The 14,671-nt window shown below is 60.2% G+C and carries 12 protein-coding genes and 1 tRNA gene; 4 read left to right on the top strand and 9 right to left on the bottom strand.

What is annotated here, in order from left to right:
• Positions 1-158 precede the first annotated feature (158 nt).
• Positions 159-605 carry an Lrp/AsnC family transcriptional regulator gene (locus ATH90_RS26100; RefSeq protein ID WP_034109677.1) on the bottom strand — a complete coding sequence of 149 codons (447 nt, stop codon included), beginning with the start codon at positions 603-605 and terminating at the stop codon, positions 159-161.
• A 37-nt stretch (positions 606-642) separates the two neighbouring features.
• Positions 643-1,512, bottom strand: coding sequence for a LysR family transcriptional regulator (locus ATH90_RS26095; protein WP_098467467.1), 870 nt, complete (start codon positions 1,510-1,512; stop codon positions 643-645).
• 112 nt (positions 1,513-1,624) lie between these two features.
• Between ATH90_RS26095 and ATH90_RS26090 the strand changes: the two genes are divergently transcribed.
• Complete coding sequence (locus ATH90_RS26090; protein ID WP_034109673.1) at positions 1,625-2,050, top strand: VOC family protein; 426 nt, start codon at positions 1,625-1,627, stop codon at positions 2,048-2,050.
• 45 nt (positions 2,051-2,095) lie between these two features.
• Here the strand turns inward: ATH90_RS26090 and ATH90_RS26085 are convergent.
• The 5 genes from ATH90_RS26085 to rpsU form a co-directional block, all read right to left on the bottom strand.
• Positions 2,096-2,172: transfer RNA gene (locus ATH90_RS26085), tRNA-Ile, on the bottom strand.
• Positions 2,173-2,188: 16 nt separating this feature from the next.
• Positions 2,189-5,932, bottom strand: a complete 3,744-nt coding sequence (locus ATH90_RS26080; RefSeq protein WP_098467466.1) for a bifunctional diguanylate cyclase/phosphodiesterase — start codon at positions 5,930-5,932, stop codon at positions 2,189-2,191.
• A gap of 121 nt (positions 5,933-6,053) precedes the next feature.
• Positions 6,054-7,904 (bottom strand): RNA polymerase sigma factor RpoD, encoded by a 1,851-nt coding sequence (gene rpoD / locus ATH90_RS26075; RefSeq protein WP_034109669.1) that lies wholly within the window; start codon positions 7,902-7,904, stop codon positions 6,054-6,056.
• Between the two features lie 67 nt (positions 7,905-7,971).
• On the bottom strand, positions 7,972-9,945 hold the full coding sequence (gene dnaG, locus ATH90_RS26070; RefSeq protein ID WP_098467465.1) for a DNA primase: 1,974 nt from the start codon (positions 9,943-9,945) through the stop codon (positions 7,972-7,974).
• A 444-nt stretch (positions 9,946-10,389) separates the two neighbouring features.
• The gene (gene rpsU, locus ATH90_RS26065) at positions 10,390-10,605 is read right to left on the bottom strand and encodes a 30S ribosomal protein S21 (protein ID WP_002551877.1); all 216 of its coding nucleotides are present in this window, start codon (positions 10,603-10,605) and stop codon (positions 10,390-10,392) included.
• A 202-nt stretch (positions 10,606-10,807) separates the two neighbouring features.
• Here rpsU and tsaD point away from each other — a divergent pair, with 202 nt between their 5' ends.
• On the top strand, positions 10,808-11,833 hold the full coding sequence (gene tsaD, locus ATH90_RS26060) for a tRNA (adenosine(37)-N6)-threonylcarbamoyltransferase complex transferase subunit TsaD (RefSeq protein ID WP_034109665.1): 1,026 nt from the start codon (positions 10,808-10,810) through the stop codon (positions 11,831-11,833).
• Positions 11,834-11,866: 33 nt separating this feature from the next.
• Here tsaD and plsY read toward each other — a convergent pair whose 3' ends face one another.
• Positions 11,867-12,436 carry a glycerol-3-phosphate 1-O-acyltransferase PlsY gene (gene plsY, locus ATH90_RS26055; RefSeq protein ID WP_025857033.1) on the bottom strand — a complete coding sequence of 190 codons (570 nt, stop codon included), beginning with the start codon at positions 12,434-12,436 and terminating at the stop codon, positions 11,867-11,869.
• A gap of 74 nt (positions 12,437-12,510) precedes the next feature.
• Between plsY and folB the strand changes: the two genes are divergently transcribed.
• A complete protein-coding gene (folB, locus tag ATH90_RS26050) occupies positions 12,511-12,864 on the top strand; it encodes a dihydroneopterin aldolase (RefSeq protein ID WP_015886183.1) in 354 nt (117 codons plus the stop codon).
• Positions 12,855-13,373, top strand: a complete 519-nt coding sequence (gene folK, locus ATH90_RS26045; RefSeq protein WP_098467464.1) for a 2-amino-4-hydroxy-6-hydroxymethyldihydropteridine diphosphokinase — start codon at positions 12,855-12,857, stop codon at positions 13,371-13,373. Before folB ends, folK begins: the two co-directional genes overlap by 10 nt.
• A gap of 57 nt (positions 13,374-13,430) precedes the next feature.
• Here folK and ATH90_RS26040 read toward each other — a convergent pair whose 3' ends face one another.
• Entirely contained in the window at positions 13,431-14,660 is a 1,230-nt protein-coding gene (locus ATH90_RS26040) for a multifunctional CCA addition/repair protein (protein ID WP_098467463.1), read from the bottom strand.
• Between the last annotated feature and the right edge of the window lie 11 nt (positions 14,661-14,671).

Raw genomic sequence — 14,671 nt, 5'->3', positions numbered from 1 at the left:
GGAATGCTCATGGCTGACCCTTGCTGACGGCTCCGCGGGATGCGACCCGCTGAGTATAGGAAAAGATGGCAGCCAGTTTAGGGAGCGTAGCGTTCGTTAATAAGACACAAAATGTCGTCGGATTGAACTGTTTTTAGTCAGTGTGACGAACATGGCGGTCAAATTGGCTGTCCGCGGTCCAGTTTGTTACTGAGGATGATCGAAGTCGTGGTTTTCTCCACGCCGTCCACGCTGCCGATCTGGTCCAGCAATTGGTCCAACTGTTCGGGTGAGTCCGTGCGTAGCCATGCGACGTAATCGAACTCGCCGCTGACCGCGCACAACTGCTGCACCTGGGCCATGGCGCTGAGCCGGCGCAGCACTTCCTTGCCCGAACGTGCCTGCACGGTGATGCCGACATACGCCTGCAAACCACCTTCCACCACGCGCTGGCCGAGGCGCACGCCATAGCCGGTAATCACCTGGGTTTTTTCCAGGCGCGCCAGGCGTGATGTCACCGTGGTGCGTGCGATACCCAACTGTCGGGCAAGCATGGCCACGCTTTCGCGGGCATTGATCTGCAGGGCGGCGATCAGTTGGCGATCGATTTCGTCGAGGGCGGGCAAGGCGAGGGCTCCGATAGGGCGGCAATGTGCAGGCATCTTACAGGCTGGCGTCGGCGAGCAGGCAGCGGGTAAACAGTTGCGGTACGGGGAGATGCCGTTGGCTGTAGCGACTGAGCAGGATGATGTCTCGGTAAAAAGTCTGATTGCCCAGAGGGATAATTCGCACATTTGGCGAGCGTTCCAGCCACAACCCCGCCTGGGGAATCAGCGAAACGCCCAGGCCACACTCGACCATCTTGACGATGGCTTCCAGCTCATCCAGTTCCAGCGCCACCTGGACCTCAAGCTTCTGTTCGCGCAGGAATCGGCTGACCAACCGACCGCCAAATGAAGCCCGGTCATAGCGCACATGGGGCTGTGTCGCGAGCAAGCGCAAAGGGTCATCGCCCATCGTTGCATGAGGCACAATCAGCGCAAACGGCTCCTTGCGCAGCAGCTGTACGTGCAACTCCTTGGGCAGGTCAAAGGGCGGCCGAATAATGATCGCCGAATCCAGTTCACCGGCGTCCACCCGGCTCAACAGCTCCAGGGATACACCGGGTATGAGCTTGCACTCCACCGTCGGGGCCGCCTGGCGCAAACGCACCAGCGCCTGGGGCAACAGGCCGGTTTGCGCGGTGGTAATGGCACCCACTTTCAGTTCGCCCCGGTACTCGTTGGCATCCACCGGCACCGCCATGCGATTGAACGTGTCCAGAATCTCCCTGGCCAATGGCAAGGCTCGCAACCCCGCGGCGTTCAACGTGGCCTGCCGTCCGGTACGGTCGAACAACTGCACGCCGAGCGTCTGCTCCAATTGACGAATCTGCGCACTGACTGCCGACTGCGTCAGCCCGATATGCATGCCCGCCGCCGCGAACGTGCCGTGACGGGTTACTGCGATAAAGGTCTTCAGTTCGCGCAACATGGGCGTCTCGATTGATCGAAATAATTTGAGCTCGGCGCAAAAACTATCGTCTTTTCATCGTCAGGAGCAAGGCTAAACTCGGGTCACTTAATGCCCATAGAGGTTTGACCTGATGACACTCGCTCCTTTTCACCTGGCAATTCCGGTATTCGACCTGGCCGCTGCGCGGCATTTCTACGGTGAAGTGTTTGGCCTGGAGGAGGGGCGTTCCAGTGAGCACTGGGTCGACTTCAATTTCTTCGGGCACCAGTTGGTCATTCACGAACATCCGAAAACCGCCTCCCAGGAGGCTGCCCACACCAATGCCGTAGACGGCCACGATGTACCGGTGCCGCATTTTGGCGTGGTGCTCGGCTGGGAAGATTGGCATGCCTTGGCGGAACGCTTGCAGGCCAGGCAAACCCGCTTTGTGCTGGAGCCGCACATTCGCTTCAAGGGGCAGGTGGGGGAGCAGGCGACGTTGTTTCTGTTCGATCCGTGCGGGAACGCGCTGGAGTTCAAGGCATTCAGGGATATTGGGCAGTTGTTTGCGAAATGAGGCTGCCAGACACGCAAAAGCCGCGCAATGCGCGGCTTTCTTGTTTGGTGGGCCCACACGGACTTGAACCGTGGACCAAAGGATTATGAGTCCTCTGCTCTGACCAACTGAGCTATAGGCCCTGTAACAGGTCGCGGATTATAACGATGGTTTCCTCGCTGTGCTATCCGAAAAGTCCTCAATGCGCATACGAAGAAATGTCGCGGCGAAAAGCTCCGGTGGTAACGGTAGGCTGACAATGTAGCCCTGCATCTGTTCGCAGCCTTCGGCAGCCAGGAAGGCTTGCTGTGCGGGGTTTTCCACACCCTCGGCGATGATGGTGAATTGCATGCTGTGGCCCAGGGCAATGATGGCGCGCACGATGGCGGCGTCGTGGGGGTCGTCGGGCAGGCCGCGGACGAAGGACTGGTCGATCTTGAGGAAGTCCAGCGGCAGGCGCTTGAGGTAGCTGAGGGATGAGTAGCCAGTGCCGAAATCATCGATTGCCAGTTGTACGCCCAGGTCCTTGAGTTGGTGCAGGACCTCGAGCGCTTCCTCGGCCTGGCTCATGATGAAGTTTTCGGTGATCTCCAGTTGCAGGCGGCCTGGTTCGAGCCGGTAGTCGCGCAGTAGCTGTTCGATGCGACCCAGCAAGCCGGGATGGCGCAGTTGGGCGCCGGCCAGGTTGACCGACAGTGGGCCGAAATCGTCAAAGGTGCCTTGCCAGGCGTGCAGTTGCCGGCAGGCGTGTTCCAGCACCCAGTCGCCAATCTGCAGGATCATGCCGTTTTCTTCGGCCAAGGCAATGAAGTGCTCGGGGGGCACGTCGCCGAACGTGGGGTGGCGCCAGCGGATCAGCGCTTCGGCACCGATCAGTTCCTGGGTTTCCAGGCTCAGTTTTGGCTGGTAATACAGGCTCAGTTCGTTGCGCTCGATGGCGCGGCGCAGTTCATGTTCGAGTGCCACGCGTTCGTTGGCTTGGGCGGTGAGGTCGCGGGTATAGCTTTCGACCCGGTTGCGCCCCTTGGCTTTAGAGCGGTACATCGCGGCGTCGGCATTTTTGACCAGGGTGGCGACGTCGGTGCCGTCCTGGGGGTACAGGCTGGTGCCGATGCTGGCGCTGATAAAGAACTCGTGCTCACCCGCCTGGAACGGCGGGGTGAAGCAGGCCAGCAGTTTATTGGCCAGGTACTGGGCGTCGCTGGCGTGTTGCAGGCCGGGCAGCAGGATGATGAATTCATCGCCGCCCAAGCGCGCGACGGTGTCGATGTCACGCAGTTGTTCCTTGAGGCGCACGGCGATGTCTTTGAGCAGCAGGTCGCCGATCGGGTGGCCGAGGCTGTCATTGATGTGTTTGAAGCGGTCGAGGTCAAGAAACAGCACGGCGCCTTGCTTGCCGGTTTCCTGGTGCCCGTTGAGGGCCGCTTGCAGTCGGCTTTCGAACAGCGTGCGGTTGGGCAGGCCGGTCAATGGATCGTGGTGTGCCTGGTAGTCGAGGCGAGCCTGGGCCAGCTTGAGGCTGGAGATGTCGGCGAACACGGCGACAAAGTGCGTGATCAACTGGTCGCGGTTGCGCACGGCGCTGATGGTTAGCCAACTGGGGTACAGCTCGCCGTTCTTGCGCCGGTTTGATATCTCGCCCTGCCAGTGACCTTGCGCGGTCAACTGGTGCCACATGGCGGCGTAGAAGGCGCTGTCATGCAGGCCGGAGGCGAGCAGGCGCGGGGTCTGGCCGAGGGCTTCGGCCTCGCTGTATCCGGTGATCTCGCTGAAGGCACGGTTGACCGCGCTGATGTTCTGCCGGGTGTCGGTAATCAATACGCCTTCGGCCGTGCTTTCGAACACGGTAGCGGCCTGTTGCAGTTTCTCCTGCATCAGCTGGCGCTCGGTGATGTCCCGCGCGATGGTCAGCATACAGTCGTCGTCGCCGATCGGCAGTGGACGGCTGGACAGTTCGCACAGACGGATCTGGCCATCACTGCGGCGTATATGGCAGACGAAGTCGCGCACAAAACCATCGCGCTGCATCAGTTCCAGCATGTGTTTGCGTTCATTGAGGTCGACCCAGATGCCCATCTCCAGTGTCGATTGGTCGAGGGATGCCGCGCTGTTGAAACCGGTGATCCGACTGAAGCCATCGTTCACTTCAATCAACAGGCCATCGCGCTGTCGGCTCAGCAACAAGCCGTCAGGGGAGGCGTGGAAGGCCTTGGCGAATTTCTCTTCGGAGGTTTGCAGTTGCTGTTGGGTTGCCTTGAGCTGGGTGATGTCACGCACCACCACGACGATGGCTTCCGTGGTATCGAGTTGAAACGGCTCGGCGGAAATCAACCCGGTGAACGCTTGGCCGTTACTGCGCAGAAACGGCATTTCCAGGTTGCGGATGCTGGTGGTCTGCACCCGTTGCAGCAGGTCGGGACCCACGCCTTCAATGCCCCAGATGTTGAGTTCGGTGGCGGTCTTGCCCACCACCTCTTCGGCCTTCAAGCCAATCTGGTCCTCGAACGCTTTGTTCACCTCCAGCAGGCAGCCGTCGGACAGGCGTGCGATCACCAGCATGTCCGGGCATTGCTGGAACACAGAGGCGAATTTCTGCTCGGACAGCTGCAAGGCTTCTTCAGTACGCTTGGCCTCGCTGATATCGATCATCAAGCCGCGCAGTACCGGCTCATGCCCGTGTTCGATGAGGCTGACGATGTCACGCACCCACAGGCAGCGGCCATCGGCGGTGATCACGCGGTAATCGATGCTGTGATCACGGTTGGCGCGGGTCTCGCGGTAGCAATAGGCTTCGGTGCGGGTCAGGTCGGCGGGGTGAATGATGTTGCGCCAGAAGCCTGGAATCAGCCAGTGCGCGCGAGGATAGCCGAGTAATTCCTCGGCATGTGGCGACACGTAGCTGTAGGTGAAATCACTGACACTGGCTTCCCAGGCGATGGCGGACAGGCTCTCCACCAGGCCGCGATAGTGGTATTCGCTGCTGCGCAGTTCCTGTTCCAGGGCGACGCGGCGGGAGATTTCCGAGCTGAGCCGGCGATTGATCCGAATCACTACGGCCAGTACGGTGCTCAGCAAGAGCACCGCGGGCAGGCCGTACATCAGCAGGTCTGTCCAGAAGGTGCGGTGGTCGGTAAAGCTGCCGACCCAGTGTTGCTGGATCGCGTCGGTTTCCTGTGGGCTCAGGTCGGCCAATACCTTGTCGAGGATGCCCACCAGCATTTTATTGTCGCGCGGTACACCCATCGCCAGTTGATAGCGGTAGGGGGTTTCGCCGCTGACGTACAAGCCGTCGAGCTTGAGTTGGCGCAGGCTCCACACGCTCGAGGCCAGATCGCCGACCACCGCATCGACTTCATCCGTGGCCAGGGCTTGCAGCGTCGAACTCACATTCGGCATGGCCACCAGGTTGAGGTCGGGATGATGAGTGCGCAGCAGTTCATGGGGGGCGTAGTTTTCGACCACGGCAATCTTCAAGCCGTAGAGGTCCTTCAGGTTGCGCGGTTTGGCGCCGCCTTCATGAGCCAGGATAACGATGGGGAAGTCGAGGTACGGGCGCGTGAACGCCATGTAGCCCTGGCGCTCCGGCGTGGACATGACGCCGGGCAGCAGGTCGAGCTGGTTGTTCCGCGCCTGCTCGAGTACGGCGCTCCAGTTCTGCGGCTCGATCAGCTTGACGCGCACGCCAAGGCGGTCCTGGATCAGGCGCACGTAGTCGGCCGCCAAGCCTTGGTAGCGGCCCTCGTCGTCACGGTATTCAAAGGGTGGCCACGACGCGTCCACCCCCAGGCGCAACTCCTGATGGTCCGCCAGCCAGCCACGCTCATCATCGCTGAGAGTCAACGCGCCAGCCGTTGCGGTCCAGGTCAGCAGCGACAGCAGTAACACAGTCGGCAATCTGGGCATAACGGTCTCGTTATGGCACGGGGAATGGTTCGAGTGTAGACGGGCATTGCGGGGGAGGGGCGTTGCGAGGGATTTTATCTATACAAAACAAAACCCCCGGCCTGGGCCGGGGGTTCTGGTGTCACTCGTCGAGGAAGGAGCGCAGATGCTCGCTTCGCGTCGGGTGGCGCAACTTGCGCAGCGCCTTGGCTTCGATCTGACGGATCCGCTCGCGGGTTACGTCAAACTGCTTACCGACTTCCTCAAGGGTGTGGTCGGTATTCATGTCGATGCCGAAACGCATGCGCAGTACCTTGGCTTCACGGGCAGTGAGGCCGGAGAGTACGTCACGAGTCGCTTCTTTAAGGCTCTCAACAGTGGCGACATCGATTGGCGACTGCATGGTCGAGTCTTCGATGAAGTCACCCAGATGGGAGTCTTCGTCATCACCGATCGGGGTTTCCATGGAGATCGGCTCTTTAGCGATCTTCAATACCTTGCGGATTTTATCCTCAGGCATTTCCATGCGTTCGCCCAACTCTTCCGGAGTCGGTTCACGACCCATTTCCTGCAACATCTGCCGGGAAATACGGTTGAGCTTGTTGATCGTCTCGATCATGTGCACCGGAATACGGATGGTGCGGGCCTGGTCGGCGATCGAGCGAGTGATCGCCTGACGGATCCACCAGGTGGCATACGTCGAGAACTTGTAACCGCGACGGTATTCGAACTTGTCCACAGCCTTCATCAAGCCGATGTTGCCTTCCTGGATCAGATCGAGGAATTGCAGGCCACGGTTGGTGTACTTCTTGGCGATGGAGATCACCAGACGCAAGTTGGCTTCAACCATCTCTTTCTTCGCGCGGCGGGCCTTGGCCTCACCGATCGACATGCGACGGTTGATGTCCTTGATCTCGGCAATCGTCAGACCGGTCTCGGTCTCAAGCGCGGTCAGCTTTTGCTGGCAGCGGATGATGTCGGGCTGCAGGCGACCAATGGCTTCGGCGTATTTCGCCTTGCCCTTGGCCAGTGCGTCGGTCCAGCTTTCGTCTACTTCGTTGCCTGGGAACTGGCGCAGGAAGTCGGCACGCGGCATGCGCGCATCACGGACACAGAGCTGCATGATCGCACGCTCTTGTGCACGCAGACGCTCAAGGGCGCTGCGAACACGCTCGACCAGGCCTTCGAATTGCTTCGGTACCAGCTTGATCGGCATGAACAGCTCAGCCAGGGCCAACAGCTCGGCAATCGCCTGCTTGTTGCCGCGACCGTGCTTTTTCAGGGCCTTGCGGGTGATTTCCATTTGATCGGAAACCGCACCGAAACGCTGGGCAGCGATGATCGGGTCTGGACCGCTTTCGACTTCATCTTCATCGTCGCCGCTGGCTTCAGCATCGTCGTCTTCAGAGTCGTCGTCCGCTTTCGCAGCCTTGGCATCGACAGGCGGCGGCACTTCGGCGGCAGGCGGCGCGATGCCGTCGTCCGGGTCGATGTAGCCACTCAGGACGTCGGACAGGCGACCACCTTCGGTGGTGACGCGGGTGTACTCGGAGAGAATATGGTCAACCGTGCCAGGGAAGTGCGCGATTGCGCCCATCACTTCACGGATGCCCTCTTCGATACGCTTGGCGATTTCGATTTCGCCTTCGCGTGTCAGCAGCTCGACGGTACCCATTTCACGCATATACATGCGCACAGGGTCGGTGGTACGACCGATATCGGTCTCCACAGCAGCCAGCGCGGCAGCAGCTTCTTCAGCGGCAGCCTCGTCGGTATCGGCGTCCGCCAGCATAAGGGAATCCTTATCTGGCGCAGCTTCGAATACGTTGATCCCCATGTCGTTAATCATGCGGATGATGTCTTCCACCTGCTCTGGATCTGAAATATCCTCAGGCAGGTGGTCGTTGACCTCCGCGTAAGTCAGGTAACCCTGCTCACGACCGAGAACGATCAACTCTTTGATACGAGACTGCTGTTGCGCTTTTCCGGACATAACACCCTATCCACTGAAGGTCTTGGCGGGCAAAAAACAAGCCGAGGATTATACCCGAGCTATGACCTCACACGCCAGCTGAGGTCGGGTTTGATGCGGAAACATTCTGTTTTAAGAGGTCGCGCATCTGTTTTGCTATCTGAATTTGCTCTTCAGCCGTCAATCCCGGCTGCCTTGCTCTCTTGATAAGTTCATCGAGGGTCTGCGTGTGCTGACCCGCGGATAACCTAGTAATGGTGTCTAAAAACTGTTGTTCAAGGTTATCGCCGTCAATTAGCCACTCCTTTTCTGCGAGTGCTTTCAATAACCGGCCTTGTTCGGTGCCATGCCAACGCGCCATCAACTGAATTGAGTTTAGCTTAGGATTTTTCTGGACCGCCTCGATCAAGGCGATCAGCACCTGTGCGTAGGTATTGCTCTCGTTGGCAAAGTGATCGGCGCTCTCGACCTTTTCCGCCAGTTGCGGGTGGTGGATGAGCGTACGCAGCGCAATCAATGTGGGCGCTTCCACGGCAACCGGGGTGCGTGGGGCATAGGCCTCGTCACTGTCACCGCGCTTGCCGTTCTTGCTCCAGGGTTTCTTGTCCCATTTCTTGCCGCCGGCGCCGGGCTTCTTCGGTGTCCACGCCTGCTGGGGCGCGTAGGCCTCCTGCGGTTGGTGGAAGTCGGAGTAGTCCGGCATGGCGTCGTAATCCATGCCTGGGTCGTAGGCCGGTGGCGCCGCATCATGGGGTGTGTTGTGCACCAGCTGGCTGACGGCTTCACCGCTTAGCCCGGTGATTTCCAGCAGGCGCATGCGCATCAGTGATTTCAGGTTGGCGCCGGGTACTTTGTCGATCAGCGGTGCGGCGAGGGTGGCCATGTGGGCCTTGCCTTCGAGGGAGCGCGGGTCGGCTTCTTCGGTCAGTTGCTGGAAAAAATAGTCTGCCAGCGGCTGTGCATGTTGATTGATGCGCGCGCGAAACGCGTCGGTGCCTTCGGAGCGCACCAGGGTGTCCGGGTCTTCGCCTTCGGGCAGGAACAGGAAGCGTGCGCGACGCCCGTCCTGCAGGCTCGACAGCGTGGCCTCAAGTGCGCGCCAGGCGGCGTTGCGGCCAGCCTGGTCGCCGTCGAAGCAGAACAGTACGCTGGGCACCACGCGGAACAGGCGTTTCATGTGTTCTTCGCTGGTGGCGGTCCCGAGGGTGGCCACGGCGTTGCGCAGGCCCTGCTGGGCAAGTGCGATCACGTCCATATAGCCTTCAACCACGATGATCTCGTCGAGGTTGCGATTGTTCTTGCGCGCCTCGAACAGGCCATAGAGTTCCTGGCCTTTGTGGAACACTGGCGTTTCCGGCGAGTTCAGGTACTTGGGCTTGTCGTCCCCCAGCACGCGGCCGCCGAAGGCGATGATGCGGCCCCGGCTGTCGCGAATCGGGAACATCACGCGGTCGCGGAAGCGGTCGTAGCGCTTGCCGGTTTCGGCGTTTTCCACCAGCAGGCCGGCATCGATCATGGCTTTCTGCTGGAGGGTGTCGCTGCTCAGGTGCTTGTACAGGTTGTCCCAGCCGGGCGGGGCGAACCCCAGCCCGAAGTCGCGGGCGATCTCACCGGTGAGGCCGCGGCCCTTGAGGTAGTCGACGGCGGCCTTGCGCTGCGGATGGCTTTTAAGTGCCTGGCGGTAAAACTCGGCAGCGGCAGTCAGCAGCGGGTACAGCGGCGAATCCGTGGGTTGCCGAGGTTTATGCGGGCGGCCACTTTCTTCGCGGGGGATTTCCATGCCGGCGGCTTTTGCCAGTTCCTCGACAGCCTGGGGGAAGTCCAGGTTGTCGTGGTCCATGATGAAGCCGAGGGCATTGCCGCCTGCGCCGCAGCCGAAGCAGTAATAGAACTGCTTGTCGGGGCTGACGCTGAACGACGGGGTCTTTTCCTTGTGAAACGGGCAGCAGGCGGTGTAGTTCTTGCCAGCCTTCTTCATTTGCACGCGCGAGCTGACAACATCGACGATGTCGGTGCGGTTCAGAAGGTCGTCAATAAAGCTCTGGGGAATCAGCCCGGCCATGGCGTTCTCGTCATCACTGCGTGTAAATGAGGGCCCGTGAAGTGTTCAAGCGCGCGTATCGAGTGCTTGAACAGCTAGCGACTGCATGGGTTGTACGGAAGTGTATCTGCCGAATATTCACTGACGTTAGTTTCTGATCAGCCTTCGGTGTTGAAATGTTGCCCGGCGTCCGGTATTGGCCAGTGATGGGCCTCGGAAACGCCTCGGTGGGCACAGCCGACACAGTGGGTCGCCTGTTTGCAGAATGAGTGTGCTCGTCAGTAGCCTTGATAGGCTCGTCAGAAGAGACGTGCACCGCTGGCAAAAGAGCCAGTCCTGACGTGTGAAGCAGTTGTCTTGGTCGCGTGTGCGGCGTCGACAGTGAAGCATCAAGCGATATCCGCAAATGCCAATAGCCCGGCTGAGGGCCGGGCTTGGCAGAAGCTTGCTACGAACGTCTGTGTATTAGTACAGACGAACGGCGCGGCGCTGTTCGCGCTGAACTTTCTTGGCGTGACGCTTAACAGCGGCTGCTGCTTTACGCTTACGCTCAGAAGTAGGCTTCTCGTAAAATTCGCGGCTACGAACTTCAGCCAGTACACCGGCTTTTTCGCAGGAGCGCTTGAAACGACGCAGAGCTACGTCGAAGGGTTCGTTCTCTTTAACTTTGACGGCTGGCATCCAGAGCTACCTTCTTTCATTACCGGGATCAACGTTCTCGTCGCAAAAAATTCGCGGCTGAGGTCGTCGGTTTTTAAGGGTTGCGGATGTTAACCCCTCATTGCCCGGAATGCAAAGCCTCTGATCGAAAACCGCTAGTCGGGAGGGGGAGTGGCGACTATTATGCGCGCCTTCGAATTCAGCCTCTACAAGGCGCAAACCCATGCTAGTACTGGGACTTGAAACCTCCTGCGACGAAACCGGTGTCGCACTTTACGACAGTGAACGCGGGCTCCTGGCCGATGCGCTGTTCAGTCAGATCGACCTGCACCGTGCCTATGGCGGCGTGGTGCCGGAGCTGGCCAGCCGTGATCACGTCAAACGCATGCTGCCCCTGATTCGCCAGGTGCTGGATGAGGCCGGCTGCGTGCCGACCGAGATCGACGCCATTGCCTACACTGCCGGGCCTGGATTGGTCGGGGCCCTGCTGGTGGGGGCCTCTTGCGCCCAGGCGCTGGCATTTGCCTGGGGTATTCCAGCCCTTGGTGTGCACCATATGGAAGGCCATTTACTGGCGCCGATGCTGGAAAAAACACCGCCGCAGTTCCCGTTCGTCGCTTTGTTGGTTTCGGGCGGCCATACGCAGTTGGTTCAGGTGGATGGCATCGGTCAATACACCCTTTTGGGTGAGTCCCTGGATGACGCCGCCGGTGAAGCTTTCGACAAGACCGCGAAGATGATGGGCCTCAATTATCCGGGTGGCCCGGAAATCGCCCGTCTCGCCGAAAAGGGTGTTGCCGGCCGCTACACCTTCCCGCGCCCTATGTGTGATCGCCCGGGCCTGATGTTCAGCTTCAGCGGCTTGAAGACCAGTGCACTGAACACCTGGCAGCAGAGCGTCAGCGCCGGGGACGACAGTGAGCAAGCCCGTTGCGACATCGCACTGGCGTTCCAGCAGGCCGTGGTGGAGACTTTGACCATCAAGTGCAAGCGCGCCTTGAAACAGGCGGGCATGAAGCGCCTGGTGATCGCAGGCGGCGTCAGCGCCAACAAGGCCTTGCGCACATCGCTGGAAAAAATGCTCGGCGACATGAACGGCGATGTGTTCTACGCACGGCCGGAGTTCTGCACCGACAATGGCGCGATGATCGCCTATGCCGGTTGCCAGCGCTTGCAGGCCGGGCAGCATGAAAGCCTGGCGATCAGCGTGCAGGCGCGCTGGCCGATGGAGCAGTTGTCGCCGTTGTAATGCCGTAATGTGAGCCGGGCTCGGCGAGTGTATTTAAAAATGCCGTTCGCGCCCGGCAAACAGGTCGCGTAAATTGCCCCGGTGGCGCCAGACGATCAACAGGGTCAGCACGCTCATCGGCAGCAACGCAGCCGGTTCTTGCCAGGCCAATAGCGGCAGGGTGAGCGGCGTGGCAATCAGCGCGGCGAGTGAGCTGGTACGGGTCAGGTAGAACGTCAGTAGCCAGGCCAGTACGGCCAGCAATGCTGCCGGTGGGTAGATCCCCAGCAACATGCCCGCTGCCGTGGCGACGCCTTTGCCACCGCGAAAACGGAAGTACAGTGGAAACAGATGGCCCAGGACCGCGCACACGCCGATCCAGGCCTGTTGTTGCAGGGTCAGGCCGGCGAGGCTGGCGATCAGTACGGGCAACAAGCCCTTGCACACGTCGCCCAGCAGCGTCAGTACGGCGAGCTTTTTGCCGGCCAGGCGCAACATATTGGTGGCGCCGGCATTGCCTGAGCCACTCATTCGCGGGTCGGGATTTCCCGTCAGGCGGCTGAGCAAAATGGCGAAGGACAGCGAGCCGAGCAGGTAGGCGAGAATCGCCAGTGACCAAAACATGCTAACTATTCCGGGCGAGGACGCCCTGATTCTAACGGGGCATTGCGCCCTTGTCGTGCTGCGGAGAAGAGTGCTTGGACAGAGTGTTTATCGAAGGCCTGGAAGTCGACACCGTGATCGGGGCCTACGACTGGGAGCGCGGAATCCGCCAATGCCTGCGCCTGGACCTGAGCTTCGCCTGGGACAACCGCCCGGCCGCCGCCGGTGACGACCTCACCCTGGCGCTGGACTATGCCAGTGTGTCCGCCCGTATCCAGGCCTTTGCCGAACAGTCCCAGTACCAATTGGTGGAAACCTTCGCCGAGCGCCTGGCCGAAGTACTGATGAGCGAATTCCAGATTCCCTGGTTGCACCTCAAGTTGACCAAGCCTGGCGCCGTGCCGGCAGCCAAGGGCGTGGGCGTGGAGATCGAGCGCGGATGTCGCTAACTCAGGTTTACCTTGGCCTAGGCAGCAATATCGAGCGCGAGCGCCATCTCTGCGCCGGCCTGGACGCGTTGGCGAGTTTCTTGACGGATGTGCGTTGCTCGGCGGTGTTCGAAAGCCAGCCGGTGGGTATCAAGAGCGGGCCGTTCTTCAACCTGGTGGTGTCGGCTTGCACCGACCTGCCGTTGATGGAGCTGGATCGTCGGTTGAAAATCATCGAAGCCGACAATGGTCGTTATGCGCCGGACCGCAAGGGCCTGCCGCTGGATATCGATGTGCTGCTGTATGGCGACCTGGTAGGCAATTTCGATGGGTTGGTCCTGCCTCGCGCGGAGATCCTCAAGAACGCGTTTGTGCTGTGGCCGTTGTCGTTGATGGCGCCTGAGCGTGTGCACCCTGAAGTGGGCAAGACCTTGGCCGAGCTGTGGCGCGAGGCGCAGATTGACCAGGTACTGGCGCCTGTCGCGTTTGAGTGGCACGGCCAGCCGCTCACGCCGAACGCTCTCTTGTAAGCATCCGGTTTGACGGCGATGGCGTTCCTGGGGGCGCTATCGCCGGCAAGCCAGCTCCTACAGTGCGTGGCGTTCCTTGTAGATTTTTAATGCCTTGAGCCGTTCGCGCTTGAGCGCCTCGCCCAGCCCCGGGCCCTTGAAACCCTTCTCCAGCAAGGGGGCAACGGCCACTTCGCGGGCAGCCTTCGCCGCCCCACGCAAATAATCCGCTTGTGGATAACTTCGTTGCTCCAGGCCCTTGCGGCCTCGGGCGTCCATCTCGCAAGCGACCACAAACTCTTCAAAGCGCTGCGGCCGACGGTACACATCAAAGCTCTGCAGCAACTCCAGCAATGTCGAGGCTTTCAGTTCAAGCGCCCGATGGCCGTGAGTGTGGTATTGACCCACCAGCAATGCCAGTTCCTGGCAGTCTTTCGGTACCTTGAAGCGCTCGTTCACGGCCTTGATCAGCTTCAAGCCGCGATGTTCGTGAGCGATATGCTGCGGCAACTTATCCACAGGCGTCGTGCCCTTGCCCAAGTCGTGGAGCAGGCACGCCCATCGCACAGTCAACGGCTGCTGGTGCAAGGCGGCTTGCTCCAGCACGCTCAAGGTATGTATGCCGGTGTCGATTTCCGGGTGATGGGCTTCGGGTTGCGGTACGCCGAACAGTGCGTCGACTTCAGGCATCAAGGTCTTCAACGCATTGCAGTCACGCAGTACCTGGATAAACACCTGGGGCTGATCTTCCATCAGGGCGCGTGAGATTTCCTTCCAGCTGCGCTCAGGCGTCAGGGCCTCGAGTTCACCGGATTCGCTGAGCTGACGCATCAGTTCCAGCGTTTGCGGCGCGACGGTGAAACCCAGGTGCGCGTAACGCGCAGCAAAGCGCGCAACGCGAAGTACGCGTAAGGGATCTTCGGCGAACGCCGGGGAAACGTGGCGCAGAATGCGCGCTTCAAGATCGCGCTGGCCGTGATAGGGGTCGGTCAAGTTGCCGTCGTCGTCTTCTGCCATCGCATTGATGGTCAGGTCGCGACGGATCAGGTCTTCTTCCAGCGTAACCTCGGGGCTGGCATGAAACACAAAGCCGCCATAACCCCGGCCGCTCTTGCGTTCGGTGCGGGCCAGGGCGTATTCGTCGCCATTCTTCGGGTCCAGGAACACCGGGAAGTCTGCACCGACCGGCTTGAAACCCTTGGCCTGCATCTCTTCAGCGGTTGCGCCCACGACGACGCGGTCGATGTCGGTGACCTTGATGCCCAGCAAGCGGTCACGCACGGCACCGCCGACTTTGTAGATTTTCATGAAAAAGCCTC

Source organism: Pseudomonas lurida (assembly GCF_002563895.1).
Classification (GTDB): domain Bacteria; phylum Pseudomonadota; class Gammaproteobacteria; order Pseudomonadales; family Pseudomonadaceae; genus Aquipseudomonas; species Aquipseudomonas lurida.
The sequence above is the reverse complement of the archived record's forward strand: the minus strand, read 5'-3'. Positions and strand labels throughout refer to the sequence as shown.

What these genes read in the sequence shown, in the direction of transcription:
- ATH90_RS26095 (WP_098467467.1), bottom strand. Translation starts at nt 1,512, where the DNA reads ATGTTGCGCGAACTGAAGACCTTTATCGCAGTAACCCGTCACGGCACG.
- rpsU (WP_002551877.1), bottom strand. Translation starts at nt 10,605, where the DNA reads ATGCCAGCCGTCAAAGTTAAAGAGAACGAACCCTTCGACGTAGCTCTG.
- ATH90_RS26040 (WP_098467463.1), bottom strand. Translation starts at nt 14,660, where the DNA reads ATGAAAATCTACAAAGTCGGCGGTGCCGTGCGTGACCGCTTGCTGGGC.
- ATH90_RS26090 (WP_034109673.1), top strand. Translation starts at nt 1,625, where the DNA reads ATGACACTCGCTCCTTTTCACCTGGCAATTCCGGTATTCGACCTGGCC.
- folK (WP_098467464.1), top strand. Translation starts at nt 12,855, where the DNA reads ATGTCGCTAACTCAGGTTTACCTTGGCCTAGGCAGCAATATCGAGCGC.
- ATH90_RS26080 (WP_098467466.1), bottom strand. Translation starts at nt 5,932, where the DNA reads ATGCCCAGATTGCCGACTGTGTTACTGCTGTCGCTGCTGACCTGGACC.
- plsY (WP_025857033.1), bottom strand. Translation starts at nt 12,436, where the DNA reads ATGTTTTGGTCACTGGCGATTCTCGCCTACCTGCTCGGCTCGCTGTCC.
- rpoD (WP_034109669.1), bottom strand. Translation starts at nt 7,904, where the DNA reads ATGTCCGGAAAAGCGCAACAGCAGTCTCGTATCAAAGAGTTGATCGTT.
- tsaD (WP_034109665.1), top strand. Translation starts at nt 10,808, where the DNA reads ATGCTAGTACTGGGACTTGAAACCTCCTGCGACGAAACCGGTGTCGCA.
- dnaG (WP_098467465.1), bottom strand. Translation starts at nt 9,945, where the DNA reads ATGGCCGGGCTGATTCCCCAGAGCTTTATTGACGACCTTCTGAACCGC.